The 24,653-nt window shown below is 60.6% G+C and carries 25 protein-coding genes; 15 read left to right on the top strand and 10 right to left on the bottom strand.

The window, feature by feature from the left end; all coding sequences use genetic code 11:
- Positions 1 to 11: 11 nt before the first annotated feature.
- Together QEN71_RS13275 and QEN71_RS13270 are read right to left on the bottom strand one after the other, a co-directional pair.
- On the bottom strand, positions 12 to 905 hold the full coding sequence (locus QEN71_RS13275; RefSeq protein ID WP_201651485.1) for a hypothetical protein: 894 nt from the start codon (positions 903 to 905) through the stop codon (positions 12 to 14).
- A 104-nt stretch (positions 906 to 1,009) separates the two neighbouring features.
- Complete coding sequence (locus tag QEN71_RS13270) at positions 1,010 to 1,396, bottom strand: DUF2946 domain-containing protein (protein WP_201651484.1); 387 nt, start codon at positions 1,394 to 1,396, stop codon at positions 1,010 to 1,012.
- A gap of 210 nt (positions 1,397 to 1,606) precedes the next feature.
- Between QEN71_RS13270 and QEN71_RS13265 the strand changes: the two genes are divergently transcribed.
- The gene (locus tag QEN71_RS13265) at positions 1,607 to 1,960 is read left to right on the top strand and encodes a DUF1428 domain-containing protein (protein WP_201651483.1); all 354 of its coding nucleotides are present in this window, start codon (positions 1,607 to 1,609) and stop codon (positions 1,958 to 1,960) included.
- Between the two features lie 16 nt (positions 1,961 to 1,976).
- On the opposite strand, the gene QEN71_RS13260 is transcribed toward QEN71_RS13265, so the two are convergent.
- Positions 1,977 to 3,329 carry a metallophosphoesterase family protein gene (locus tag QEN71_RS13260; protein ID WP_201651482.1) on the bottom strand — a complete coding sequence of 451 codons (1,353 nt, stop codon included), beginning with the start codon at positions 3,327 to 3,329 and terminating at the stop codon, positions 1,977 to 1,979.
- A gap of 167 nt (positions 3,330 to 3,496) precedes the next feature.
- Between QEN71_RS13260 and QEN71_RS13255 the strand changes: the two genes are divergently transcribed.
- The 4 genes from QEN71_RS13255 to oxlT all read left to right on the top strand — a co-directional run bounded on the left by QEN71_RS13255 (position 3,497) and on the right by oxlT (position 7,280).
- Entirely contained in the window at positions 3,497 to 4,219 is a 723-nt protein-coding gene (locus tag QEN71_RS13255; RefSeq protein WP_201651481.1) for a hypothetical protein, read from the top strand.
- Positions 4,220 to 4,289: 70 nt separating this feature from the next.
- The gene (locus QEN71_RS13250) at positions 4,290 to 4,589 is read left to right on the top strand and encodes a hypothetical protein (protein WP_201651480.1); all 300 of its coding nucleotides are present in this window, start codon (positions 4,290 to 4,292) and stop codon (positions 4,587 to 4,589) included.
- A gap of 211 nt (positions 4,590 to 4,800) precedes the next feature.
- Positions 4,801 to 5,520, top strand: a complete 720-nt coding sequence (locus tag QEN71_RS13245; protein ID WP_201651479.1) for a GntR family transcriptional regulator — start codon at positions 4,801 to 4,803, stop codon at positions 5,518 to 5,520.
- Between the two features lie 434 nt (positions 5,521 to 5,954).
- Positions 5,955 to 7,280 (top strand): oxalate/formate MFS antiporter, encoded by a 1,326-nt coding sequence (gene oxlT, locus QEN71_RS13240; RefSeq protein WP_201651478.1) that lies wholly within the window; start codon positions 5,955 to 5,957, stop codon positions 7,278 to 7,280.
- A 596-nt stretch (positions 7,281 to 7,876) separates the two neighbouring features.
- On the opposite strand, the gene QEN71_RS13235 is transcribed toward oxlT, so the two are convergent.
- Positions 7,877 to 8,257, bottom strand: a complete 381-nt coding sequence (locus tag QEN71_RS13235) for a hypothetical protein (RefSeq protein WP_233471854.1) — start codon at positions 8,255 to 8,257, stop codon at positions 7,877 to 7,879.
- A 280-nt stretch (positions 8,258 to 8,537) separates the two neighbouring features.
- On the opposite strand from QEN71_RS13235, the gene QEN71_RS13230 reads away from it, so the two are divergent.
- The 8 genes from QEN71_RS13230 to QEN71_RS13195 all read left to right on the top strand — a co-directional run bounded on the left by QEN71_RS13230 (position 8,538) and on the right by QEN71_RS13195 (position 17,576).
- Positions 8,538 to 9,257, top strand: coding sequence for a GntR family transcriptional regulator (locus QEN71_RS13230; protein WP_201651477.1), 720 nt, complete (start codon positions 8,538 to 8,540; stop codon positions 9,255 to 9,257).
- Positions 9,258 to 9,472: 215 nt separating this feature from the next.
- On the top strand, positions 9,473 to 11,212 hold the full coding sequence (gene oxc, locus QEN71_RS13225) for an oxalyl-CoA decarboxylase (RefSeq protein WP_201651476.1): 1,740 nt from the start codon (positions 9,473 to 9,475) through the stop codon (positions 11,210 to 11,212).
- Positions 11,213 to 11,238: 26 nt separating this feature from the next.
- The gene (gene frc / locus QEN71_RS13220) at positions 11,239 to 12,489 is read left to right on the top strand and encodes a formyl-CoA transferase (RefSeq protein ID WP_201651475.1); all 1,251 of its coding nucleotides are present in this window, start codon (positions 11,239 to 11,241) and stop codon (positions 12,487 to 12,489) included.
- Between the two features lie 121 nt (positions 12,490 to 12,610).
- Positions 12,611 to 13,042, top strand: a complete 432-nt coding sequence (locus tag QEN71_RS13215) for a PAS domain S-box protein (protein ID WP_201651474.1) — start codon at positions 12,611 to 12,613, stop codon at positions 13,040 to 13,042.
- 95 nt (positions 13,043 to 13,137) lie between these two features.
- Positions 13,138 to 13,365: a hypothetical protein gene (locus QEN71_RS13210; RefSeq protein ID WP_201651473.1), complete on the top strand. Its 228-nt coding sequence runs from the start codon at positions 13,138 to 13,140 to the stop codon at positions 13,363 to 13,365.
- Positions 13,366 to 14,259: 894 nt separating this feature from the next.
- Entirely contained in the window at positions 14,260 to 15,507 is a 1,248-nt protein-coding gene (gene frc / locus QEN71_RS13205; RefSeq protein ID WP_201651472.1) for a formyl-CoA transferase, read from the top strand.
- Between the two features lie 69 nt (positions 15,508 to 15,576).
- On the top strand, positions 15,577 to 16,374 hold the full coding sequence (locus QEN71_RS13200; RefSeq protein WP_201651471.1) for a fumarylacetoacetate hydrolase family protein: 798 nt from the start codon (positions 15,577 to 15,579) through the stop codon (positions 16,372 to 16,374).
- A gap of 173 nt (positions 16,375 to 16,547) precedes the next feature.
- Positions 16,548 to 17,576, top strand: a complete 1,029-nt coding sequence (locus QEN71_RS13195; RefSeq protein WP_201651470.1) for a 2-dehydropantoate 2-reductase — start codon at positions 16,548 to 16,550, stop codon at positions 17,574 to 17,576.
- A 61-nt stretch (positions 17,577 to 17,637) separates the two neighbouring features.
- Here QEN71_RS13195 and QEN71_RS13190 read toward each other — a convergent pair whose 3' ends face one another.
- Both QEN71_RS13190 and QEN71_RS13185 read right to left on the bottom strand, forming a co-directional pair.
- The gene (locus tag QEN71_RS13190; RefSeq protein WP_201651469.1) at positions 17,638 to 17,823 is read right to left on the bottom strand and encodes a hypothetical protein; all 186 of its coding nucleotides are present in this window, start codon (positions 17,821 to 17,823) and stop codon (positions 17,638 to 17,640) included.
- 358 nt (positions 17,824 to 18,181) lie between these two features.
- On the bottom strand, positions 18,182 to 19,306 hold the full coding sequence (locus QEN71_RS13185; protein ID WP_201651468.1) for a porin: 1,125 nt from the start codon (positions 19,304 to 19,306) through the stop codon (positions 18,182 to 18,184).
- Positions 19,307 to 19,616: 310 nt separating this feature from the next.
- Here QEN71_RS13185 and QEN71_RS13180 point away from each other — a divergent pair, with 310 nt between their 5' ends.
- Both QEN71_RS13180 and QEN71_RS13175 read left to right on the top strand, forming a co-directional pair.
- Positions 19,617 to 20,405 carry an SDR family NAD(P)-dependent oxidoreductase gene (locus QEN71_RS13180; RefSeq protein WP_201651467.1) on the top strand — a complete coding sequence of 263 codons (789 nt, stop codon included), beginning with the start codon at positions 19,617 to 19,619 and terminating at the stop codon, positions 20,403 to 20,405.
- A 110-nt stretch (positions 20,406 to 20,515) separates the two neighbouring features.
- Complete coding sequence (locus tag QEN71_RS13175; RefSeq protein WP_201651466.1) at positions 20,516 to 21,334, top strand: DUF72 domain-containing protein; 819 nt, start codon at positions 20,516 to 20,518, stop codon at positions 21,332 to 21,334.
- Positions 21,335 to 21,357: 23 nt separating this feature from the next.
- Here QEN71_RS13175 and QEN71_RS13170 read toward each other — a convergent pair whose 3' ends face one another.
- The 4 genes from QEN71_RS13170 to QEN71_RS13155 form a co-directional block, all read right to left on the bottom strand.
- On the bottom strand, positions 21,358 to 21,696 hold the full coding sequence (locus tag QEN71_RS13170; RefSeq protein ID WP_201651465.1) for a hypothetical protein: 339 nt from the start codon (positions 21,694 to 21,696) through the stop codon (positions 21,358 to 21,360).
- Between the two features lie 383 nt (positions 21,697 to 22,079).
- Positions 22,080 to 22,382, bottom strand: a complete 303-nt coding sequence (locus QEN71_RS13165; protein WP_233471852.1) for a DUF4148 domain-containing protein — start codon at positions 22,380 to 22,382, stop codon at positions 22,080 to 22,082.
- Between the two features lie 205 nt (positions 22,383 to 22,587).
- Positions 22,588 to 23,739 (bottom strand): porin, encoded by a 1,152-nt coding sequence (locus QEN71_RS13160; protein WP_201651463.1) that lies wholly within the window; start codon positions 23,737 to 23,739, stop codon positions 22,588 to 22,590.
- Between the two features lie 303 nt (positions 23,740 to 24,042).
- Positions 24,043 to 24,489: a hypothetical protein gene (locus tag QEN71_RS13155; RefSeq protein ID WP_201651462.1), complete on the bottom strand. Its 447-nt coding sequence runs from the start codon at positions 24,487 to 24,489 to the stop codon at positions 24,043 to 24,045.
- Between the last annotated feature and the right edge of the window lie 164 nt (positions 24,490 to 24,653).

The raw sequence follows: 24,653 nt of genomic DNA, 5'->3' as shown, positions 1-24,653 counted from the left end.
ATGTGTCCTCGTTAGTGGAAGAGCGGCTTGCCGATGGTCGTGGGCGCGATGTCGTCGAAGAAGAGATGCGCCTGCACCAGCACGCCGACATGAGAACCGCTCGCGTGATTGACGGGGATCTGCGCTTCGATGCCGAACTGTCCGTAGCGGTTGACCCAGATAAAGCCGGGGTTCACGGTGCCCGTGGTTTGCCCCTGGCTGCGCGACAACGGAATCTCGACGATGGGTATCAGATTCGCGAGCGGCTGCGGCAAGCCGACGTCGCGCACATGCTGCTGCAGATAAGGCAGGCTGTATTGCACGGTCACGCCGTAGTTGAACGCGTTCGGCTGGCCCGCGCCCGTCGTGAGCGCCGGTCCTGCTTCGCCCGTGATCGCGACAGGCCGCAAATACGCAAGCGAATCGGGCAGGTCGCCGAAGCCCTTGCCGGCGAAGATCGTCGGCGAGATGGTCGAGAAGCTCTCGCCGATCGCATGACTGCCCGTGCCGCCCAGGTCAGCATCGACGCCGATCGACGTCATGAACTCGTGCGCCTCGTTCACGTACAGCAGATATTTGAGCCCGACGCTGAAGTTGTCGAAGCCATGCGCAGTCGGATTGTTCTGTCCGACGTAGGCGCCGCCGATCGACACCGCGAGCCGCGGCGTGATCAGCTTGTCGTATTCGAAGCTGAACGTGTTGACGCTCTGGTCGCCGTCGTCGCCGGGTACGCGCTGATGTCCGTATTGCAGATTCAGTTCATCGCCGACGCCGGGGTCGTCGATGGCCATCGTGGCGGGGAAGACGCGGTCGCCCGCAATCGCGTGCGCATGCGAAATGGACGGGAAGAGGGAAGGGAAAAGCAGGGCTGCAAGCATGCAGCAGGCGAACGGCAATGTGCCGCGCCCGTCGTGTCGGGTGTTCATCGTTTCATCCTGAGTGGAAGCGCGCACGGACCGCTTGCGCGGGGCGCAGCGGCACGCGCGAAAACGGCTGCGCCATGACGGCGCGGCCGCAACGCAACATCGGCTCAGACGGAAACGGGCGGCGCGCGCGGCTGCGCGGCTTCGAACGGTGCGATCAGCGCGACGCTTTCGAAGCGCGTCGCGACACGCTGCGCGACGGCAGCGACGGTCAGGGCGAAGGTAGACGGCGACGCGGGCAGCACGGGCACGTGCGTGAGCAGGCTGCAATAGCCGCATGCATGCCAGTGCGAGGCCAGTGTGTGAGTGTCGGTGGGATTGTCTTCCTGTGTATCGGCGGGACTGGCCGTTTGCGCCGAGCAGAGTGCGGCGGCGGGATCGTAGGCGCCGCGGCTCGCCGCAATGGCCTGCGAGACCGTGGGCGCGAGCGTCGCCATCAGGATTGCGAGCAATCCGAGAATGCTGCCAATCTTCCGATGGAACACGCTCGACATGTTGTTCAAACCATGGCTGGAAATGTCTGCTGGACGCTGCGCGGAATTATGACACCGGTGCGGCCCGCGATGCGTGCAGCCGCGCGCACTCGAACGTGAAAATTGTCGGAATGCTGTCGATTTGCCGTCGTCCCGATCGTCGTCTGTATAGAACCGGGCAGCGACGCTTTTTATGCCCGGCTTCCGACAACCTCGCACAGGAGCGTGGCAATGAACTACGTGGATGGATTCGTGGTGGCAGTCAAGGCGGAGAATCGCGAGCTGTATCGCCAGTGCGCGACGACGGCAGCAGGCGTCTTCAAGGAATATGGCGCGCTGAAGGTCGTCGAATGCTGGGGCGACGACGTGCCCGAAGGCAAGCTCACGTCGTTTCCGATGGCCGTGAAGCGCGAGCCGGACGAAGTGGTGGTGTTCTCGTGGGTCGCGTGGCCTTCGCGCGCGGTGCGCGACGAAGGCATGAAAAAGGTCATGGCCGATCCGCGCCTTCAGCCCGAGACCATGCCGATGCCGTTCGACGGCAAGCGGCTGATCTACGGAGGCTTCGAAGTGATCGTCGACGTGTGAAGGCGTCGACGAAGCGCTAGAGCGTTTCCGTGAACATGGGCGTCGTGCCGTCGCTGCTTTCGTAGTACTCCGCCGACGCCTGCGCATGCTGCGCGCCTTGTCCGAGCCGGATGATCGTGAAGCCGTGCGTGTAGACCTTGTCCGCCTGCTTCAGCAATACGTTTTGCAGCGTGGGCGGATTGACGATGCGCGCATCCGGTGCGTTCTCCGGGCCGTCGATGAGCACGGGCACCGCGCCATGCCCGATGCAACGTCCGCGGTTCAATCCGAGGTACGGTTGATAGATGCTCAGATTATGCTCGTGGCCCCAGAACCAGGCGGAGATCGGCTGCTTCGCGGCCTGCGCGAAACGCTGGAAGCTCGGCAGCAGCTTCGGGTTGTGCGCAATCAGCTTGTTGCCGGGCTGAAGCCGACCGATCTCCGACAGCGCGGAAAACAGCTGATGGTGCGACAGCAAAATCGTCTTGCCGTCGAATTCGGCGATGCGTTCGGTGATCCAGTCTTCCTCGTCTTTTTCGAGGAAGGTCAGCATGTCGTTGCCGACGATCGGAATGTAGTCGTGCAGTCCCGTGTCCATCGCGACGAACTGCCAGTCGTCGTTGCGCAGACAGAAGAAACTCGCCGGCTGACGGCGCGCGTGATCGTTGAGCGTGTCGATCAGGCCGTAGTAGCCGGCGCCGCCCGAGTACATGTCGTGATTCCCGGCGAGCGTGTAGACAGGGATGTCTTTCGTGCTGCGTTCGAGCACCGTGTCGACGATGTTCCGGAAGTTCGCGTCGCACTCCTGCGGCGTGCCCGAGTAGTAGATGTCGCCGAGATGGATCACCACATCGGGGTTTTGCAACGCGGCCTGCTTCAGCAGATCGACGGCGACCTGCGTGCCCGTGCCCCAGTCGGCGATCAGCGCGACCGTCGCGCCCGCTTTCAACGGAAGCGTGACCGGGCCGATCGACGGCGCGCGCCGGTAGGGAATCGATGCGCGCTTGCCGTCGGGTCCGAAAAACGCCATGTAGCTCCCGATGGTCTCGATCCAGGCCGGATCGCAGACATTGAAGCGCAGATCGTCTTCGATGCTGGCCGCGCTCGCCGTATCGCCGCGGGCGCGCGCCTGCAGCAGCGCGAAGCCCATCTTCGCGCACGTCCACGCGTCCTGCGCGATGCCGCCTGGCGCGGCGTCGGGCAACGGCGTCTGTCCTTGTCCTTGCGATTTCATCGCGCCGATCGCGGCCGCCGCATTGACCAGCGCGTTGTCCGTGCCGGGCCGCGAGGCGAGCGACGTAGCAGGCGTCTTGCCGCGCACCACCTGATCGACGGCCGACTGAAACAGCGAGACAAACTGATCGCGGAAACTCTCGGGTTCGACGGCCATGTGACGCTCTCCAATAAGTTGACTGTTTATTGTCGTTTGCGGCTCTTTATTCGATTTTCGAAAGCCGGCGGTAATGTTCGTGCTATTGAAGCAATCGGCGAGCTAAAGGATCATTTCAGCTAACACCAAGACGATCGATTCGACACAATTTGCATGAAGGGCGATGCGTGACCAGATATAGCCGGGCATTTTTCGAACTGCAATGGCAATTCGCCGAACGCGTCGCGGCTATTTCCGGCATGTCGCGCGAACAGGCGCTGTTGCACTACACGAATTTCTATATCCGTTTTGGCCTGGGCCGCGAATTCGATGCTAACGATGCTGTGTGGCGGATTTATATCGACGGGTTGCAAAACGCATCGGACGCGGTGGATTGGACCTGGCGTTTCTTTCTCACGCGGCCGTCTGTGCCGCCGCCGTCGCTGGTTGCGGCATTCGGCTGTTTTTCATACTCGAATGCGGGCAATGATGCCATTCGCCTGCATTTCGCCAATGCGGAATCTGGCAATTATTCACCGTTGAGTTGCGAGCGTGTTGAAGAAAGGCGTGCCGAATTGCGCGCGTTATTCGATTACGTGCGTCAAACGCATTTGCCTGTACAGCGCGTATTGGGCACCTCGTGGCTCTACAATCTGACCGCTTATCGCAGGCTCTTTCCATCGGGCTATGTGGAAACGGCGCGCGAATCGTCCGCGCGCTTTCAGAATATGCCGCTGTGGGGCCAGTTTCTCGACCGGCGCGGCGACGTGCGGCCGGACATGAAGGCGATATTGCTCGAACGTGTCGCGCGGCAAACGCGCTTGCACGACCTAGCGCAGTGCTTTCCTTTGCGTGCGCTGGCCGTCGATGCGCCCATTGCGCTGTTCGACGGCTTCTACCGCGCGCGCTGATTCATTCAAGCTTTTCGCGCCGCTGCCGATAACGTGGATGGCCGTCCTTCATGCAAAGCCAGAACAAAAGATGCGTTTGACCAAGACCGAGTCCGTCCTTTCCGCCGTTGCCGTGTTCGCAGTCTGCAGTTTCAGCGGCTGGCTGCACGATGAAATGAAGCACGCCGCGCGTGAGCGCAACCGGCACGACATCGGCACGATCGTCGATGCGGCCTGCGCGAACCTGAATGCCGCCGAGCTCGAATCCAGCGACAGCGGCCGGCTTCAGTGCGGCCCGATTGCGCATGAAGCGCCGCACGAAGCGTCGGCGCCCGAGGCTTTGACAGCGGCGGCCGTGACAGGCGCCGCGACGACCGTTCCGAATCCCTGATCGTCGGTCTGATCCTCGACCGAACGCTGCGCCGGGCCAGCGTGCATGCGGCTTCCCGTCGACAATACCTCACACGCTGATATACTAAATACATTCAGAGTCCGCGTGACGACGACGGCAACAGGAGACACGCGCGATACGGGGGCGGCGAAGCACGCCGCTTGAACCAACCTACGGTGTTCATTCGCACCGACCGGATCAGAGGCGATGCATGTCGTCAGAACTCGACAGCCAGCCAGCGGCCACGCCGTTCACACTGTCATTGCAACCCATCGGCACCAGCGCCAGCCTGCGCGACCGCGCGTATGCGATGTTGCGTCAGGCGATTGCCGACGCCGACATCTACGCGTCGCGCGAAGAAATTCGTCTCGATGACCGCGCGCTCAGTGAATCGCTGGGCGTGAGCCGCACGCCCGTGCGCGAGGCGATGACGCTGCTCGAACAGGAAGGCTTCGTACGCACGATACCGCGTCGCGGCATCTACATCGTGCGCAAGAGCAAACGCGAGATCGTCGAGATGGTGCAGATGTGGGCCGCGCTCGAAAGCATGGCCGCGCGTCTTGCCACCTTGAATGCGACGGACGAAGAAATCGCGCGGCTGCGCCACATGTTCGACCAGTTCCGCGATTCGACGCCGGCGGAACATATCGCCGAGTACTCGGATGCGAACATTGCGTTCCATCAGGCGATTGTCGAGTTGTCGAAGTCGCAGATCATTCTCGACACGATCAAGAACATCTTCATCCACGTGCGCGCGATTCGTCGCATGACGATTTCGCAGAGCGACCGCGCGTCGCGTTCGATCGTCGATCACCTGCGCATCATCGAAGCGCTCGAGAAGCGCGACACCGAACTCGCCGAACGTCTGGCGCGCCAGCACTCGCTGGATCTTGCGGCATTCATCGAGGCGAATTGCGACTTCCTCGACTGAGCACGGCTTGGTACGTCATTGACCTATCGCGGGCATCCTTTTCCGGATGTCCGCATCTTCCCTCATTGCCAACCGGCATCCTCCCCTGCGCGTACCGCGCCATCGCATCTATAAACGATCGCGAATAGATTCGATAACTTTCTTTAATTATTCGCAATCCGGCGCGGGCCCTTACGATGGGTTCGCCCGGTAAGTGGCTTGCGATAAGGGTTAACGCGTGCGAATGGACTTTTATGTGCATCGCATTGGGGAAAATCCGCAGGCCATTGGAATAAAAATGTAAAGACTCACAGCCTGTTTGAATGGTTAACTACGCAGGTCTGTCGACAAGTCCCCAACGCCGGGTAGAAGAAAATCAGTAAGGCGGATGCAGCGGCGTCATCACGAATGGCGCGGCCAGCATCGAGACAATATAGAAAGCGGAGACGATGCTCATGAATGGAAACACCCGACAGGCGACGGGGAGCGGCATGCTCTCAAACCGTTGGTGTCAGCTGGTGATCGGCATGCTGTGCATGGCGCTGGTCGCTAACCTGCAATACGCCTGGACGCTCTTCGTCGCGCCGATGAACGCGCGGCATCACTGGGGCGAAGCATCGATTCAGCTTGCGTTCTCGATCTTCATTCTCACGGAGACATGGCTGGTCCCGATCGAAGGATGGCTCGTCGACCGTTTCGGTCCGCGTCCTGTCGTGGCGGGCGGCGCGATCTGCGCGGGTCTCGCGTGGATGATGTTCTCGCATGCGACGACGTTGCCCGAGCTGTACATCGGCTCTGTCGTGGCGGGCATTGGCGCGGGCGGCGTGTACGGCACGTGCGTGGGCAACGCGCTGAAGTGGTTCCCGGACAAGCGCGGTCTTGCCGCAGGCCTGACAGCTGCGGGCTTCGGCGCGGGCGCAGCCGTGACGGTGATTCCGATCGCGAACATGATTACGCGCACGGGTTATGAGCATACGTTCCTGTTCTTCGGCATTCTGCAGGGCGTCGCTATCTTCGTGCTGGCGCTGTTGCTGCACAAGCCGGTGGCGCGCTCGACTGCGGGCGTAAAGCGCAAGTTCGCGGTGAGCAAGGTCGACTACACGCCGGGGCAGATGATCAAGACGCCCGTCTTCTGGGTGATCTATGTGTCGTTCGTCGCGGTTGCGGCGGGCGGCCTGATGGCGACGGCGCAAATCGGTCCGATCGCGAAGGACTGGGGCCTCGCCAAGTTGCCGATGACGATGTTCGGCATGACGCTGCCGCTGCTGACAATGACGCTGTCGATCGACAACATCTGCAACGGCTTTACGCGTCCGCTGTGCGGCTTCATCTCGGACAAGATCGGCCGCGAGAATACGATGTTCGCGATTTTTATCGGCGAAGGGCTCGCACTGCTGGGCATGATGCAGTATGGGCAGAACCCTTATGCGTTCATGACGTTCGCCGCTTTGATCTTCCTGTTCTGGGGTGAGATCTTTTCGATCTTTCCGGCGATTTGTGCCGATACGTTCGGTAGCAAGTTTGCTGCTTCTAATGCCGGGACTTTGTATACCGCTAAGGGGACGGCTGCTTTGCTCGTGCCGCTGGCTTCGGTTTTGTCCGCCGCCGGCGGGTGGAATCTCGTGTTTATCGTGTCGGCTGTGATTACGATTGCGGCCGGTGTTTCGGCCAAGTTCGTGCTTGCGCCGATGCGGGCTAGGTGGATCGAGGAGGGGGCGTCGGCAAGCGCCGCTTCTTCCTCGGCTCGTGCTTCTGGGCTTAGTGCCAGTTCTGGCGAGTAATAGTTCTTTTTGCTGGCATCCGCGATTTCGTATCTGTACTTCATGCGTCGCCCCTGTGCGGGGCGGCACCTACTTTTCTTTGCAGCGGCAAAGAAAAGTAGGCAAAAGAAAGCCGCTTCAAACCTCCGGTGCCCGCCAGAATAACGCCACGGCGCACGTTCCTTGAGCTGTCGCGCAGCGACGCCAACACTCCGTAGAAAGCCCGCAGTCAGGCGCGCGCAGCGCGAAAGATGACATCCACCTGGGGCACATTCGGTCGGCTTGGTCTTGTCCGTTTGCCGTCGGCCCAATTGCGGCGTTATGTGTTCCAGACTGTGTGTGGGGTTTTCGCGCAATGCGCGGTTGACTGCGGGCTTTCTACGGAGTGCGGACGTCGCTGCGCGACGGCTCAACTGCGGCATGCCGAAGCGCTATCCTGGCGGGCACCGGAGGTACAAAAGCGGCTTTCTTTTGCCTACTTTTCTTTGCCGCTGCAAAGAAAAGTAGGTGCCGCCCCGCACAGGGGCGACGCGTGAAGCACCAATACGAAATCGCGGACGCCAGCGCAGCAAAAAGCCAAAAGACCAGAATGGCGACTAGCGTCGTAGAAAAAACCGTCAGGCACCTGCAAGTGCAGGCACTGCATCATCAGAAAAGTACTGCGAAAGAGAGAACACCGAACCAGAAGAAGAACGCGCATCGCCAGATGCAACAACCCGAGTAGGCAGCACATCAGAAGTACGCGCACTTTTCCCGGCCAGAATCGCAGCACACAAAAACTCAGCGCTATACGCATTCAGCAAATGCGCCTGATGCGCCTTCAGATAAGCCACAACGCGAGCATGCTCGCCATCAATCGTCGCGAGCGACGTCAGCATCTCCGCGTCCCAGCGGAACCGCAAACCAAGATCGGCGAATGCGCTATTGAACGCGCACAGCTGCGTCTCGACGGCGCGGTCGTAGTCGGTCCGGTGTTGATCGTGTGCGTTGCGCATCATCCCCTCCAGTTCAATCGGTTGCGTAAAGACAGCTTAGGCGCACCGATCAATTCACGATAGTTAAAGTTTTCTTTGAAAACTATTCATCATCATTTATGAAAAGAACGCTGCAAACCTAGGGTGCAGGAGAATTGGTGACGATAAGATATGTGATATACAGTATTGCACATATGCAAAGCGGTATTTGCAGACACGCAGAAAGGCCGAACGACCACGCCGTATCCGGCGCGTCCGTCGAGCGGGCCACCACCGTTTTCGACATCGAGGAGACACGTCGATCATGTCCACCGACACGCAAGAGAATGTCCGCGCGGTCCCATTGAGCCTGAACCTCACGCCGATCAACGCGACGGCGTCGCTGCGCGATCAGGCGTACGCGCGGCTCAAACAGGCGATCGCGAACACCGACATCTATCACTCGCGTGAAGAAGTGCGTCTGGATGAAAAGGAACTGACGGAAGCGCTCGGCGTGAGTCGCACGCCCGTGCGCGAGGCGATGACGCTGCTCGAACAGGAAGGCTTCCTGCGCACGGTGCCGCGCCGCGGCGTCTATATCCTGCGCAAGACGAAGAAAGAGATCGTCGAGATGATCTGCATGTGGGCCGCGCTGGAAAGCGTGGCGGCGCGGCTCGCGACCCTGCGGGCGTCGAACGAGGACATCGCGAAGCTGCGCGGCATGTTCGACGATTTCCACTCGGCGATGCCGACCGATCACATCGAGGAGTACTCCGAGGTGAACATCGCGTTTCACCAGGCGCTCGTCGAGTTGTCGGGGTCACAGATCATCCTCGACACGATCAAGAACATCTTCATGCACGTGCGCGCGATACGCCGCATGACGATCGCGCAGAGCGATCGAGCTTCGCGTTCGATCGAAGACCACATGCGCATCATCGAGGCGCTCGAAGCGCGCGACACAGAGCGCGTCGAAACGCTCGTGCGTCAGCACTCGCTCGACCTCGCGCTGTACGTCGAAGCGCATTGCGATTTTCTGGACTGAGGCCGAAGCGACACGAATCGACCCCAGGACTATCCCGTACGGGCGCTTGATGCACCGCACGATTCAGGCGCCCAGACCCTTCAGACACAAAGCTCTAGCCAATTTTTGCAACGCAACAACCTGAAACGCACCTGCAAAAATCCGTTGACTAATATTGTGTTTGGAATATTGTATATCACGAGACGCACACAACACCCGGCCAAGGAGGAGACGTCATGGCAGATGTACTTGAGATCAGACCGCAAGAATCCGCTGAAGAGAACGCACAACAATTGACGGACGGTTTCCACCTCGTCATCGATGCGCTGAAAGCGAACGATATCGACACGATTTTTGGTCTGGTCGGCATTCCTATCACCGACCTCGCGCGCCTCGCGCAAGCGGAAGGAATGCGCTTTATCGGTTTCCGTCACGAGCAGCACGCAGGTCACGCAGCCGCAATCGCGGGCTACATGACGCAAAAGCCCGGGATCTGTCTCACGGTGTCGGCACCTGGCTTCCTGAACGGTCTCACGGCGCTCGCCAACGCCACGACGAACTGCTTCCCGATGATCCTGATCAGCGGATCGAGCGAACGCGAAATCGTCGACCTGCAGCAAGGCGACTACGAAGAAATGGATCAGCTGAACGCAGCGAAGCCGTACGCGAAGGCTGCGTACCGCGTGCTGCACGCTGAAGACATCGGCATCGGCCTCGCACGCGCCATTCGCGCTGCCGTGTCGGGCCGTCCGGGCGGCGTGTATCTCGACCTGCCCGCAAAGCTGCTGTCGCAAACCATCGACGCCGTGAAGGCAAAGCAGTCGATCGTCCGTGTGATCGACGCTGCGCCGCGCCAGCTGCCGGCGCCGGATTCGGTGAAGCGCGCAATCGATCTGCTGAAGGGCGCGAAGCGTCCGCTGGTGCTGCTCGGCAAGGGCGCATCGTATTCGCAGGCCGACAAGGAAATCCGCGCATTCATCGAGAAGACGGGCATTCCGTATCTGCCGATGTCGATGGCCAAGGGCCTGCTGCCCGACACGCACGAACAATCGGCTTCGGCTGCGCGTTCGTTCGTGCTGGCTGAGTCGGACGTCGTCGTGCTGGTCGGCGCGCGTCTGAACTGGCTGCTGTCGCACGGTAAGGGCAAGACGTGGGGCAAGCCGAAGCAGTTCGTGCAGATCGACATCTCGGCGCAGGAAATGGACAGCAACGTCGCGATCGCGGCGCCGCTCGTCGGTGACATCGGTTCGTGCGTCGCCTCGCTGCTCGATCAGGTTGGCGACGACTTCCCGCAGCCGCCGAAGGAGTGGATCGACGCGGTCAACGAGAAGAAGAACACGAACCTGCAAAAGATGGCCGCGACGCTCGCGAAGAATCCGTCGCCGATGAACTTCCACAGCGCGCTGCGCGTGCTGCGCGACATCGTCAAGGCGAACCCGGATATCAACGTCGTGAACGAAGGCGCGAACACGCTCGACTACGCACGCGCCATCATCGACATGTACCAGCCGCGCAAGCGCTTCGACTCGGGTACGTGGGGCGTGATGGGCATCGGCATGGGCTTCGCGATCGGCGCAGCCGTGACGAGCGGCAAGCAGGTGCTCGCGATCGAAGGCGATAGCGCGTTCGGCTTCAGCGGCATGGAACTCGAAACGATCTGCCGTTACGACCTGCCTGTCTGCACGATCATCTTCAACAACAACGGCGTGTATCGCGGCACCGACGTGAATCCGACGGGCGGCAAGGACGTTGCGCCGACGGTGTTCGTCAAGGACGCACGCTACGACAAGATGATCGAGGCATTCGGCGGCATCGGCTACAACGTGACGACGCCCGAAGAGCTGGAGAAGGCCGTGAAGGAATCGATCGCTTCCGGCAAGCCGACGCTCATCAACGCAGTGATCGACGAAGCGGCGGGCACGGAAAGCGGACGCCTGACCAATCTGAACCCGCAAAGCGCGGCAATGAAAAAGTAATAGCAGCCCATCACGGAGATACAAAAGTGAGCAAACCACTCGAAGGCGTCAAGATCATCGACTTCACGCACGTCCAGGCAGGTCCGGCGTGCACCCAGTTGCTTGCCTGGTTCGGCGCGGATGTGATCAAGGTCGAACGTCCCGGTGCCGGCGACGTGACGCGCAACCAGTTGCGCGACATTCCCGAAGCCGACGCGCTGTACTTCACGATGCTCAACAGCAACAAGCGTTCGCTGACGCTCGACACGAAGACGCAGGACGGCAAGGAAGTGCTCGAACGTCTGATCAAGGAATCGGACGTGCTGGTCGAAAACTTCGCACCGGGCGCGCTGGACCGCATGGGCTTCACGTGGGAGCGCATCAACGAACTGAACCCGAAGATGATCGTCGCCTCCGTCAAGGGCTTCAGCGACGGCCACCACTACGACGACCTGAAGGTCTATGAAAACGTCGCGCAGTGCGCAGGCGGCGCGGCATCGACGACGGGCTTCTGGGACGGCCCGCCGACCGTCAGCGCAGCAGCGCTCGGCGACAGCAACACGGGTATGCACCTCGCGATCGGCATTCTCACGGCGCTGATCGGCCGCGACAAGACGGGCAAGGGCCAGAAGGTGGCCGTGTCGATGCAGGACAGCGTGATCAACCTGTGCCGCGTGAAGCTGCGCGACCAGCAGCGTCTGGACCGCGTCGGCTACCTCGAAGAGTATCCGCAGTATCCGCACGGCGAATTCACCGATGTCGTGCCGCGCGGCGGCAATGCGGGCGGCGGCGGTCAGCCGGGCTGGGTGCTGAAGTGCAAGGGCTGGGAAACGGATCCGAACGCGTACATCTACTTCACGGTTCAGGGCCACGCATGGGAGCCGATCTGCCGCGCAATCGGCAAGCCGGAATGGATCGACGATCCGGCGTACAAGACGGCGCAGGCACGTCAGCCGCACATCTTCGATATCTTCAACACGATCGAACAGTGGCTCGCCGACAAGACGAAGTTCGAAGCTGTCGACATTCTTCGCAAGTTCGACATTCCTTGCTCGCCGGTTCTGTCGATGAAGGAAATCGCGAACGATGAATCGCTGCGCAAGAGCGGCACGATCGTCGAAGTGGACCACAAGGCACGCGGCAAGTACCTGACGGTCGGCAGCCCGATCAAGTTCTCGGACATGAAGCCGGAAATCACGGGTTCGCCGCTGCTCGGCGAGCACACGGAAGAAGTGCTTGCAGGCCTCGGCTACAGCTTCGACCAGATCGCGAACATGAAGGAAGCGAAGGTGGTGTAATCGAAGCAGGCGTTTGACCGGACTGCGCTGCCTGGAGAGCAGCGCAGTCCGCAGAACAGCGCCCGCGTGGCGCTGTTTTCAACTGAGCGGCAGCGAAGCCCAAATACACACGAGCCCCTATATGCAAGCAGCCATCGACTATGAACAACTGGTGCACGCGATCGGCGATGCCGTCGTGATCTCCGACAAGAGCGGCGCGATTACGCTGTGGAATCCCGCCGCGGAGCGCATGTTCGGTTTCACCGAGGAAGAAGCACTCGGCAAATCGCTCGATCTGATCATTCCCGAGCGCCTGCGCGGGCGTCATTGGGAAGGTTATGAAAAGACCATGGCGACGGGACAGACGCGCTACGGTCACGATCTTTTACGCGTGCCTTCCGTTCACAAGGATGGCCGTGCGCTGTCCATCGCTTTTACTGTTGCATTGCTGTATTCGCCTGAGCGCGAATTGACGGGCATCGTTGCGGTGATCCGTGATGAAACCGCGCGCTTCCAGGAAGACCGCAGTCTGCGCAAGCGCATCGCGGAGCTTGAGGCGCGGGTTGGCGCCTGATTCAGCGTTTCTTTGCCAGAAGGCGGTTATGTAGCGACCGCCTTGCGCTTCGCGCAGTGTTCATCGCCTTTCTGGCGATCGCACGGAGAATATCGATGCGTGTAGAAAACTTTGGACCTTATCAGCTCGAATTGTCTGCCATGCAGTTTATTCATAACGGTGGGTGGGCGGCTTTTGCTTCCGTTCGGAAGCTTGATGATGGGGCTGAGGCAGCCGTTCCTGTGCTGCCTTTTCAACAGGTTGTTGATCACACTGTGTTTGCTACCGAGGCGGCGGCTATTGCTGCTGCGCGTGGCGCTGTTGTTGCCATGATTCCGGTTTAGGTTTTTTTGCTTTTTTGCTTTTTGCTTTTTGCTTTTTGCTTTTTTGCTTTTTGGCTTTTGCTGGCGTCCGCGATTTCGTGGCGGTTTGCCAGCGTTGCCCCTGTGCGGGGCGGCACCTACTTTTCTTTGCAGCGGCAAAGAAAAGTAGGCAAAAGAAAGCCGCTCACACCGCCAGCTCTTGTAGTCGCCCAGGGGCCCTCTACGTCCCCGTCCTTCCTGCGGTAACACTCTTTTTCGCGCCCGCTGCCAGCGTGCTATCTGCACGCATCACCCACTTCGCATGCCCGCGTTACCTGTTGCGCTACCAGACGTCCACCGCCGCCCAGGTGGCAAACGGTGTGTAGGTTGTCGCGCCATTTGCGTCGCGGCACGGACTACAACCGATCTCTGCGTTTGCTTCATCTTCGGTTTTTGGAATCTGCCGTATAGCGGCCTTGACTTTCCATATTGTGGGCTTTGACGTCGGTGCATGAAATCGGTGGGGCGCTGGATCGGCGAGACTGCAACGGAGATCGTGTCGCGAGGTGTCGTGTGAAGCGTGGGGACGCTCGTAATCCGCTGGAAAAAACAAGGATTGGCGGTTTGAGCGGCTTTCTTTTGCCTACTTTTCTTTGCCGCTGCAAAGAAAAGTAGGTGCCGCCCCGCACAGGGGCAACGCCCGCGCCGCCTAGGCGCCACGCGGATGCCAGCGAAAAACAGCCACGAAACCATCCAGCAAAACGCAAGCGAAAAACCGCGACGCAAGGAGCCAAAAAGACCCTGGGGTTTATCCCCGCCAAAAAAACCGCGAAAAAACTTGCCCAAATAGCGGCCTGTAAATACGATATATCACATATCAGACGGGTTCGAAGCGGGCAGAGACCCAACAGCATTCAACGATGATGGAGACGTAGCATGGGCAAAGCACTCGACGGTGTGCGCATTCTCGATTTCACACATGTGCAATCGGGGCCGACCTGCACGCAGTTGCTCGCGTGGTTCGGCGCGGACGTGATCAAGGTGGAGCGCGCAGGCGCTGGCGACATCACGCGCGAACAGCTGCGCGACGTACCCGACGCGGACAGCCTCTACTTCACGATGCTCAACCACAACAAGCGCTCGGTGACCATCGATACGAAGAATCCCGAGGGCAAGCTCGTGCTCGAGGCGCTGATCCAGAAGTGCGACGTGATGGTCGAGAACTTCGCGCCGGGCGCGCTCGATCGCATGGGCTTCACGTGGGAGCGCATCCAGGAACTCAATCCGAAGATGATCGTGGCCTCCGTGAAAGGCTTCGGTCCCGGTCCTTATGAGGACTGCAAGGTCTACGAAAATGTCGCGCAATGCGTGGGCGGCGCGGCTTCGACGACGGGTTTCGATGACGGCCCGCCCGTCGTGACGGGCGCACAGATTGGCGATAGCGGCACGGGTCTGCATCTCGCACTCGGCATCGTCACGGCGCTCTATCAGCGCACGATGACGGGCCGCGGCCAGAAAGTACTCGCCGCAATGCAGGACGGCGTGCTGAATCTCTGCCGCGTGAAGCTGCGCGACCAGCAACGTCTGGAACGCACGGGTGTGATGAAGGAATACCCGCAGTATCCGAACGGCACCTTTGGTGAAGCGGTGCCGCGTGCAGGTAATGCATCGGGCGGCGGACAGCCGGGCTGGATTCTCAAGTGCAAGGGTTGGGAGCACGATCCGAACGCGTACATCTACTTCATTACGCAGGCCCCTGTGTGGGTAAAGATCTGCAACGTGATCGGCAAGGAAGAGTGGGCGACGGACCCTGAGTACGCGACGCCGAATGCACGTCTGCCGCGTCTGAAAGAAATCTTCGCGGAAGTCGAACGCTGGACGATGACGAAGACCAAGTTCGAGGCGATGGAAATCCTCAACAAGTACGACATTCCGTGCGGCCCGATCCTTTCGATGAAGGAAATCGCGGAAGACGAATCGCTGCGTAAAACAGGCACGATTGTCGAAGTCGATCACCCGGTGCGCGGCAAATATCTGACAGTGGGCAACCCGATCAAGCTCTCGGACAGCCCGACCGAAGTCACACGTTCGCCGCTGCTCGGCGAACACACCGACGAAGTGATGGCCGAACTCGGCTACTCGCCGGCACAGATCGAAGCGCTGAGGACAGTCGGCGCCATCTGAAGATTCAAACTCGTGACGCGGGCGTATTCACCGTGTCGGTCGATAAAAAACATTGTGGAGACAGGTTCGATGACATCGTGGATACGCTTTCGGCAGCCTCAAGGTCATATCGGTTTCGGCGTGCTCGGTAACGGCAGCATCGAGGAATTCGAAGGCGACATGTTCGGCGACGCCAAAGCAAGCGGCAGACAATGGAAACTCGACGACGTCGAGTTGCTGAGCCCCTGCATGCCGAGCAAGGTCGTCGCGCTCTGGAACAACTTTCATGCGCTGTCGCAGAAGCTCGGCAAGGCCGCGCCGTCGCATCCGCTGTTTCTGATCAAGCCGCCGATGTCGGTCATCGGTCCGGGCGCGCCCATTCGCCGTCCCAAAGGCTATAGCGGCAAGATTGCCTATGAAGGCGAACTCGGCATCGTGATCGGCAAGCGCTGCACGAACGTTTCGCCCGAAGAAGCAGACGATTACATCTTCGGCTATACCTGTATCAACGACGTCACGGCCGTCGATCTGCTGAACGAAGATCCGAATTTCGCGCAATGGTGCCGCTCGAAAGGCTTCGATACGTTCAGCTGCATCGGGCCCGCGATCGAACGGAATTTCGACTGGCGCAATGCGAGCGTCGTCACGCGTCTCGACGATGTCGAGCGGCAGAACTATCCGCTCTCCGACATGATCTTCACGCCGGCGGAACAGGTCAGCATGATCTCGCACGACATGACGCTGATGCCCGGCGACGTGATCGCGTGCGGCACGTCGATCGGCGTCGGTTCGATCAAGGACGGCTCGACGGTCGTGGTATCGATCGACGGCATCGGCGCATTGCCGAACCAGCTTGCGGCAGCGCGGCAACTCGAACCGGCCGCCTGATGGAAACGCGTTAGCAAACACACGCGAAAAGAACACGCACTGAGCATGCAAATGAGAGCCGGACGCGTCATCGCCAATGAGTCGACCATGCATCGACAATGACGATTACGCGCTGCGTCGCGGGACGCCCGGCTCGATCTCACTGATCACTTCTTGAGAATGGGAGCAGATAGATGAAGATCTGTGTTTATGGAGCGGGCGCGATCGGCGCTTATGTCGGCGCGCAAATGGCGCTTGCGGGTGCGGATGTCAGTTTCGTCGCGCGTGGGCCGCATCTGGCCGCGATGCAGCGTAACGGCGTTCGTCTGCTGATCGACGATACGGAACGTCTCGTCAACGTACGCTGTTCGTCGGACCCGCGCGAGCTGGGACCGCAGGACTACGTGATCATCGCGTTGAAGGCGCACTCGGTGCCGGGCGTCGTCGATGCGATGCAGCCGTTGCTCGGACCGGAGACGGCGATCGTTACGGCCGTCAACGGCATTCCGTACTGGTACTTCTACAAGCATGGCGGCGAGTTCGCGAATTCGACGCTCGAAAGCATCGATCCCGGCGGCACGCAATGGAAGAAGCTCGGACCGGAGCGCGCGATCGGCTGTGTCGTGTATCCCGCAGCCGAAATCGTCGAGCCGGGCGTCATCAAGCATGTGTACGGCAAGAAGTTTCCCATCGGCGAACCGGATGGCACGCGCACTCCGCGGGTCGAAGCGCTGTCGGAGATCATGGTGGCGGCCGGACTCGAAGCGCCCATTCGCGACAACATCCGCGATGAAATCTGGCTGAAATTGTGGGGCAATCTCTGCTTCAACCCGATCAGCGCATTGACGCATGCGACGCTCGACGTCATCACGAGTCACGTCGGCACGCGTGCCGTCGCGAAGACGATGATGCTCGAAGCGAAGTCGGTTGCCGATCGTTTCGGTGTGCATTTCCGCGTGGATGTCGAGCGGCGTATCGATGGCGCGGGCGCAGTGGGCGCGCACAAGACCTCGATGCTGCAGGATCTCGAAGCGGGACGTCCGATGGAAATCGATCCGCTGCTGACGGTCGTGCAGGAGATGGGGCGTCTCGTCGGACATGAAACGCCGACTATCGACACCGTGCTCGCACTGATCAAATTGCGCGAGCAGATTGCGCAACAGAAGGACGATGCACCGGCAGCAAAAACCGAACAGGCCGCGCACAGCGCAAAGGCCGCATAACGTAGATGTAAAAGCGCGCGACCGCTGCTTCATCGATGATTCGAAGCACGGCGCGCGCCGTTTAATTCTCCGCGAGATAGGCTTCTTCACCCCGGCCGACGCTGTGGCCGACCCACAGCCCGGCGTCGTAGGCCGCTTCCAGCGCAGCGAGCACGCCCGGGTGCTCATCCAGATCGTCGATGCCGAGCGTTTCGCGTGCGATCAAGCCAAGCAGTTCGAGACGCTCTTCGTGGATGCGGTTTTTCATGGCACCTCCTTCAAGGTTGAAATCGCCGTGACAGCCTTTGTCTGCTCGTTGCCGGTTGAACTCTGAACGAGGCCCGGAAGCAGGCCTGTCAGCGGCAAGAGCGCGCGTGCTGCGATCGAAATCGACCTGGAGAGATGCGATGTGCGCGCGAGATGATCTGCGCGTGTTGATCTCTGGCTTCCGTCTCAGGTTGAATCAGTGTGCAATTTCAATGTTAAGGAAGTGCGTGCCGCGACGCGCGTGGTGTAGCGCCGCATATTGAAGTACTACTCGAATGGCGTGACATTACCTCGCATTCCGGCAATGGCATCGAGTCGATGCCAAAGTGGAATGTGCGCCGCCATTGTTCAGATGGATATCAGAACACGTGCATCACGCCGACGTACGCACCCGTCTGCGATTCGCCCGGCAGCGGATTCGTGTTCGCGTTGCCCGTCGCATCGCGCGCATTCGCGAGCAGCGAGAAATTCGACTGGCTGCTGTTGCGCAGATACGCGACGGTGCAGTACAGAAACGTGCGCTGGCTCAGGTGATAGGTGGAGCCGAGCACGAACATCGTCGCGTGGCCGCCGGGATCGTGCGAGGCATCGCCTGCGCCTTCGTTCAGGTGCACATAGAAGGCTGCTGCAGTGATCGCAAGCTGATGCGTTGCGTCCCACGTCGCGCCTAGCCAGTAATAGTCGGCGCTGTCGGACTGACCTGCGGGTGTATCGGGCGCGGAGAGGTGCGTATAAGCGCCCTGAATCTTCACACTCGACACGCGCACGTTCGCACCGACGAAGTACTCGCGCGAACTCGTGAAGATGTTGTCCATGCGACCGTTCACATCGCGCAGTTCGTCGTAGATGCCGCGCACGTCGAAGAGGTCCGAGTGATACGTGAGCATGATGCCGTCCGAGCGTCCGAATTCGCCTGGGGCGCCGCGATTGAAGCCGTCCGCCTGATTGCCGAATGCATATTGTCCCTGCACGTCGAAGCCATAAAACACGGGGCTGTGATACTCGACGTTGTTGCTCGTCTGCTGCCAGTTGCGGCCGCGCACGAGCGAGGCCGATGAAAACGCCTGCTGCACGAAGGGATCGAATTCCCACACGCCGTCGCTGTCGATGAACAGATTGCGGCCCGCCTGAATCTGGCCGAAGCGCTTGTCGGCGAGTCCGACATAGGCGCGGCGCGAGAACAGCCGGCCGCCGCCCGTCGTGCCGTTCATGATCTGCAACGCCGTTTCCAGATCGAACACCGACGACAATCCGCCGCCGAGATCTTCCGATCCTTTGAAGCCCAGCATGCTGGTGCCCCAGTCGCCGCCTTCCGCGGTCCAGCTGGAGGTGCTGCCGCCCGAGGGCGTCGCGATGTGATTCAGGTACTGCACGCCGCCATCGATGCGGCCATAGAGCGTGACGCTGTTTTGCGCGAATGCGGGAGGGCAGGCGAGCGCGAGCGATGCGGCGTATAGCGCGGCGAGCGGGGTGCGGGCTTTCATGAGCGTCTCTTCGTATCCTCGTTGGGGTGGATAACTCGTTATGAACATGACGCGGCACGCTAAGCGTTTTGCATCGGCATGTTGTTGTGCACGCGGCGAATGTTTGTCGGATGCTAGTACCGTTTGAAAAATCCTGCTGGCAAGTGTGCATGCGGCGTCCCAGTGCAATTGACAACAGGCATCGACTTTGCGACCCAACGACTGCAACATTTCTCGCCCGGTTCTACACTCGCGAATGCAGCCTCGCAATGCGGACGATTGCGCGGGTGCGCACGTCTCGTCGGCAACCTCTGATTTCAAAGGAACCCAGATGGATCTCAAGATCAAGGACAAGCTCGCACTCGTAACCGGCTCGACCAAGGGCATCGGCCATGCAATCGCCGTTGGACTCGCGCGCGAAGGCGTACACGTGATCGTCAACGGACGTTCGCAGCAATCGGTCGATCAGGCCATCACGACGCTGCGTGACCAGGTACCCAATGCGACCGTGCAAGGATTCGCGGGCGACGTATCGGATCCCGCGCAGGTAGCACGGCTCGTCGAACAGTTCCCGCACGTCGACATGCTCGTCAACAACATGGGCATCTTCGATCCCAAGCCGTTCGAAGAGATCTCCAACGAAGAGTGGCTGCGTTTCTTCAATGTGAACGTGATGTCGGGCGTGCAACTGTCGCGCGCATATCTGCCCGGAATGAAGCAGAAGAACTGGGGGCGTGTCGTATTCATCAGCAGCGAAAGCGGCATCCAGATTCCGACCGAGATGATTCACTACGGCTTGACCAAGACCGCGCAACTCGCGTTGTCGCGCGGTCTCGCCGAAACCTGCACGGGCACGGCCGTGACCGTCAACTCGGTGTTGCCGGGGCCGACGAGTTCGGACGGCGTCGAGGAATTCGTCGAGAAGCTGTCGGGCGGCGCGAGCTTCGAGAGCTTCGAGAAGCAGTTCTTCGAAGAGGCGCGGCCCAGTTCGATCCTCAAGCGCTTCACGACGCCGGAGGAAATCGCGAACATGGTCGTGTACGTGTGCTCCGAACTGTCGTCGGCGACTAACGGCGCGGCGTTGCGCGCGGATGGCGGGGTCGTGCGCTCGGTGTTCTGAGCGTTCGCGGGTCGACGCGTGGCAGCAATGATGTGACGTTGCGGAAATAGCGGCTTTGATCGGCTATTCTGTGCATCATTGCGCCCGCGCGGCGCGCGAAGGCGTGAATCATGACCACTCGAAAAACGACGGCAAAAGCAACGAGGATTCGTGTCGGTATCGGCGGCTGGACGTTCGAGCCGTGGCGCGGCGTGTTCTATCCGAAAGGACTCACGCAGAAACGCGAACTCGAATACGCGAGCCAGCATCTCACGACGATCGAGATCAACGGCACGTTCTACGGCTCGCAAAAGCCGGCGACGTTCGCGAAGTGGCACGACGAAACACCCGACAACTTTGTTTTCGCGCTCAAGGCGCCGCGTTTCGCGACGCATCGGCGGGTGCTAGCGGAGGCGCGCGATTCGATCGATCGCTTCGTCGCGAGCGGCGTGCTCGAACTCAAGGACAAGCTCGGTCCGATCAACTGGCAATTCCCGCCGACCAAACAGTTCGATGCCGAGGACTTCGGCAGCTTCCTCGAACTGCTGCCCGCCGAGGCCGATGGACGTGCCTTGCGACATGCCGTCGAAGTGCGCCACGAGAGCTTCTGCAACGAGACATTCGTCGCGTTGGCGCGCAAGCACAACGTGGCGATCGTCGTGGCGGGCGACTCGAAATATCCGCAGATCGCCGACCCGACCGCGCCATTCGTGTATGCGCGCATCATGGGCACGGAAGAGGCGCATCCGCTCGGCTACGCAAAGAAGTCGCTCGATCAATGGATCGAACGCGCACAGACATGGGCGTCAGGCGGCACGCCCGACGATCTCGACAGCTACGGCCGCGCCGCACCGAAGAAGGCGCGCGACGTGTATCTCTTCGTGATCAGCGGACACAAGGCGCACAATCCCGCCGCCGCGATGGCGTTGATCGAGCGCATCGACACGTAACGATCGAAGCTGTGCCGTGCCGTTCAGCGTTCGGGCGCTTCGAGTGAATACGACTCGTCGGATAGTGGCTCTGACGCGCTGGCTGTGTTTCGAACGGGCGGCTCGAACGCGGCCCATTGTGTCCAGTCGGGCGTCGCGCCGGGCGTTTTCAGACGCAGCGCGCGCGAGCCGTCGACGAATTCGAGCGCCTCGAGTTCGAAGAGACTCGTCGATGTGACGCCGCCCGGCGTCACGCTGCCCATTTGATGGGTGAAGTTCAGATTCCCCTCGCGCAGCAGATCCAGATAGCTGTCGCGGTGCGCGGCGGGCGGCTTGACCGTCCACCGGTTCAGCAGTGTTGCGGCGATTTCGGCATCGAACATCGTGATTTCTCCTCGCCTGAGCGCCGCGCGCCTTGTGGGACGCGGCGGGCTGGTGTCCGCTTCGGGGCGGACTATCCGTCAATAGTTAGCGCTTTCGCCGACGCGAAAGACGTGTCCACCCACCACTATAGTCAAAATCATGGTGCGATGCACAAAGCCGGATCGAGATCGAGGTCTAATCGTTGTTTTGAGGTCAACGCCGCGTGCCGAAGCGTGATTAAGCGCTACACGTCAGGGAGAAGATACGTGCCGTTGCAGACGAATAGGCGCGAGTTGCATGGGACTTTCGTGCGATGGCCGTGCGGTTGCCCATTTCAGGCGGCGCACGGCCATTCGTGTGCAGATTACATGACACGACGACTTTCGCCGTCGCGTTGCACACATCAATGCGCGGCAGCGGAATGCCCTGAGCCCGCCTGCGACGAACCCGACGTGCCCGCGCCATAGGCCGACTGCGTCGCGCGTTTGGCGGCGAGGCGCTGCATCGCGTCCTGCACTTTCGATGGATAAGTGGGATCTTCGCCGCCCCCGGCGCTATAGCCGACGGAAGCGAGATCGGCGAGTTCCTGGCGTACCTGTGCGCGCGTGAGGCGCGTGCTGGATTCCTGCGCGTGCACGAGCGCGGGCGCGGCGGCGAACAAGGCCGCGGTCAGCGTAGCGACGGCGGCGGCAACGGTGGACTTCAAGACGTTCTCCAATGACATTCCGATGATCGCCGGCGGTGTATTGCATGAGCCGGCAAAGAGAAGTCTACGGAGCGCGCGAAGGGGGAAAAACCGTCGAGTCAGGAAGGCAGCGTTCCTCGTCATGGAAAGATGCGCAGAAAAAAGCCCGCCGCAAACAATGCGGCGGGCTCTCGCAGCAAGTCCCGGAAGTGTGCAGCGGTATCGCTTAGAAGCGGTGACGCATGCCGATCGTCGCCACGACCTGGTTGGCCGTCGACGACGCGCCGCCCGACGTATTGATGAATGCGACGTAGCCTTGGCCGATCGCGTGCTGATACATCGCTTCGGCGTAGACGTCCGTGCGCTTCGAGAACGCGTAGACAGCCTGCGCATTGACCTGATTGAACTTCGGATCCGAGCCGAACGTGCGCGAGCCGCTCGTGTGGCCGTTCGTGTACGTGTCCGTGATGCCGAACGAGATCGCCGGCGTGAACGCGTACTTGGCGTTCAGTTCGTAGTTGTCGAAGTGCATCGAGCCGTTCGTCATGCCGAATGCAGCCGATTGCTGATAGTGGCTGTTCGTATAGACGAAGCCGACCACTGCCGGACCGAACGCGTAGTTGATGCCCGCGCCGAACACGCGCTCGACGCCCGCGCCGACCTGGAAGCCGCCGATGCCGTTCGCCGACGATTCAGCCGTATCCACGGCACCGCCCGTGTTCGTCGTGCTGTTCGAGCCATTGATCTGCAAATAGCCGGCCGCGACGTTCAACGGACCCCACTGGTAGCTCGCGCCCGCGCTGTACGCACGGTTGATCGCGAAGTCGGTGCTGTTCGAGAACGCGTACAACGCGCCGAACTTGAAGCCGGCGTAGTTGGTGCTCGTGTACTTGACGGCGTTGCTCATCCGTACCGAGTGGTTGAGGTTGTCGTTGTCGAACGGGTGAGCGAAGCCCGTGTCGCCGAACGTGCCTGCCGTGCCCGACAGCGGCGCGACGAAGTCGACGAGCGAGTCGTACTGGCGGCCCAGCGTGATCTGACCGTAGTTGGCGCTGGCGAGACCCACATATGCCTGGCGGCCGAACAGACGGCTGTGCTGGCCGAGGTTGCCGTTCTGCACGTTGAAGCCGTTTTCGAGCACGAAGATCGCCTTGTAGCCACCGCCCAGATCTTCGGCGCCGCGCAGGCCGAAGCGGCTGCCGTTGATGGTGCCGCTCGTCGCTTGCCACAGCGCGCCGCTCGTGCCGCTCTTCTGCACGTTGTTGGTGTACATGAGGCCTGCGTCGATGATGCCGTACAACGTGACCGAGCTTTGCGCATGTGCGGTCGATGCGGCAAGCGCGCCGAGCACCGCAATGGCGGCGGGAATTCTTTTCATGGTTAAGCTCCAGCTAGTCCAGACAGTGAGTGAAAAAACAGCCTGGCGAGTATAGGAAAACGCGGGGTCCGATTGAACGCGGTGTTGCTGCAGCAGACTCTTGCGGGCTGCGGCATGAATACGTCATCAAATCGAAACAATCGCCGGAAAGTTCGCCATGGTGCGGCGCGCGACGAACCCGCTACGCATGAACTGCGCGGAAGAGATTACCTGGAGGGGGATTTCTGTTTGATGGCAGCGTGCACCAATTGGGCGAATAACAACACTCACGGACTGTTTGCATAAAAGCCCTGCAAAACAGGCCTAACTTGCGCTGCACACGATAGCTGTCAGTACGAAAGGAAGAACCTGTTTGACGGTCGCTTCGCTGCCCGCCTGTTGCACACGAACGCGCACCGACTCCGAAGGACCCGAGACGACTACGCCGTAAATCGAATCGGACTCGGCCTTGCCGCTGCCTTGCCGGAAGATCGCGTCGTCGCGCTGATAACCGAGTACTGCATAGACATGAAATCCGAATGCAGTGAGATCGCGGCCGCGCTTGGGTCGGAATGCGTTCACCGAATTGGCCTCGACGCGCATCGGATTGGGATCGATGTACTGATCGTCGAGCAGCGGCTGAATGAAGGCGTGCGCGTCGGTCTTGCAGACGAGCTGTCCGTCGAGTTCGAGCGCAAACGCAGGGCTGCAACAGAGTCCTGCTCCCACGGCGCCCAGCACGGCAATCGAGTGGATGAAGTCCTTTGTCATGGCACTGGCGCGAGACTGCGAGACCCGTGAAGTGGCAAACGCCGCAACCCGATGTTAGCCCGAACTTGTCACGCGCGTCAGCGAACGTCTGTGCGCGTCTGTACGTTAGCGAGCGATGCCGCCGCGCAGGCGCGGCGCACAGATGGCATTAGCAAATAACATGC

The organism is Paraburkholderia sabiae, from assembly GCF_030412785.1.
GTDB classification, from domain to species: Bacteria; Pseudomonadota; Gammaproteobacteria; order Burkholderiales; family Burkholderiaceae; genus Paraburkholderia; species Paraburkholderia sabiae.
Note: the sequence above shows the minus strand (reverse complement) of the source record. Positions and strands in the feature narration are given on the sequence as shown.

Excerpts from the sequence above, each read along its gene's own strand:
- QEN71_RS13275 (WP_201651485.1), bottom strand. The coding sequence starts at position 905 with ATGAACACCCGACACGACGGGCGCGGCACATTGCCGTTCGCCTGCTGC.
- QEN71_RS13270 (WP_201651484.1), bottom strand. The coding sequence starts at position 1,396 with ATGTCGAGCGTGTTCCATCGGAAGATTGGCAGCATTCTCGGATTGCTC.
- QEN71_RS13265 (WP_201651483.1), top strand. The coding sequence starts at position 1,607 with ATGAACTACGTGGATGGATTCGTGGTGGCAGTCAAGGCGGAGAATCGC.
- QEN71_RS13260 (WP_201651482.1), bottom strand. The coding sequence starts at position 3,329 with ATGGCCGTCGAACCCGAGAGTTTCCGCGATCAGTTTGTCTCGCTGTTT.
- QEN71_RS13250 (WP_201651480.1), top strand. The coding sequence starts at position 4,290 with ATGCGTTTGACCAAGACCGAGTCCGTCCTTTCCGCCGTTGCCGTGTTC.
- QEN71_RS13245 (WP_201651479.1), top strand. The coding sequence starts at position 4,801 with ATGTCGTCAGAACTCGACAGCCAGCCAGCGGCCACGCCGTTCACACTG.
- oxlT (WP_201651478.1), top strand. The coding sequence starts at position 5,955 with ATGAATGGAAACACCCGACAGGCGACGGGGAGCGGCATGCTCTCAAAC.
- QEN71_RS13235 (WP_233471854.1), bottom strand. The coding sequence starts at position 8,257 with ATGATGCGCAACGCACACGATCAACACCGGACCGACTACGACCGCGCC.
- QEN71_RS13230 (WP_201651477.1), top strand. The coding sequence starts at position 8,538 with ATGTCCACCGACACGCAAGAGAATGTCCGCGCGGTCCCATTGAGCCTG.
- oxc (WP_201651476.1), top strand. The coding sequence starts at position 9,473 with ATGGCAGATGTACTTGAGATCAGACCGCAAGAATCCGCTGAAGAGAAC.
- QEN71_RS13215 (WP_201651474.1), top strand. The coding sequence starts at position 12,611 with ATGCAAGCAGCCATCGACTATGAACAACTGGTGCACGCGATCGGCGAT.
- QEN71_RS13210 (WP_201651473.1), top strand. The coding sequence starts at position 13,138 with ATGCGTGTAGAAAACTTTGGACCTTATCAGCTCGAATTGTCTGCCATG.
- frc (WP_201651472.1), top strand. The coding sequence starts at position 14,260 with ATGGGCAAAGCACTCGACGGTGTGCGCATTCTCGATTTCACACATGTG.
- QEN71_RS13200 (WP_201651471.1), top strand. The coding sequence starts at position 15,577 with ATGACATCGTGGATACGCTTTCGGCAGCCTCAAGGTCATATCGGTTTC.
- QEN71_RS13195 (WP_201651470.1), top strand. The coding sequence starts at position 16,548 with ATGAAGATCTGTGTTTATGGAGCGGGCGCGATCGGCGCTTATGTCGGC.
- QEN71_RS13190 (WP_201651469.1), bottom strand. The coding sequence starts at position 17,823 with ATGAAAAACCGCATCCACGAAGAGCGTCTCGAACTGCTTGGCTTGATC.
- QEN71_RS13185 (WP_201651468.1), bottom strand. The coding sequence starts at position 19,306 with ATGAAAGCCCGCACCCCGCTCGCCGCGCTATACGCCGCATCGCTCGCG.
- QEN71_RS13180 (WP_201651467.1), top strand. The coding sequence starts at position 19,617 with ATGGATCTCAAGATCAAGGACAAGCTCGCACTCGTAACCGGCTCGACC.
- QEN71_RS13175 (WP_201651466.1), top strand. The coding sequence starts at position 20,516 with ATGACCACTCGAAAAACGACGGCAAAAGCAACGAGGATTCGTGTCGGT.
- QEN71_RS13170 (WP_201651465.1), bottom strand. The coding sequence starts at position 21,696 with ATGTTCGATGCCGAAATCGCCGCAACACTGCTGAACCGGTGGACGGTC.
- QEN71_RS13160 (WP_201651463.1), bottom strand. The coding sequence starts at position 23,739 with ATGAAAAGAATTCCCGCCGCCATTGCGGTGCTCGGCGCGCTTGCCGCA.
- QEN71_RS13155 (WP_201651462.1), bottom strand. The coding sequence starts at position 24,489 with ATGACAAAGGACTTCATCCACTCGATTGCCGTGCTGGGCGCCGTGGGA.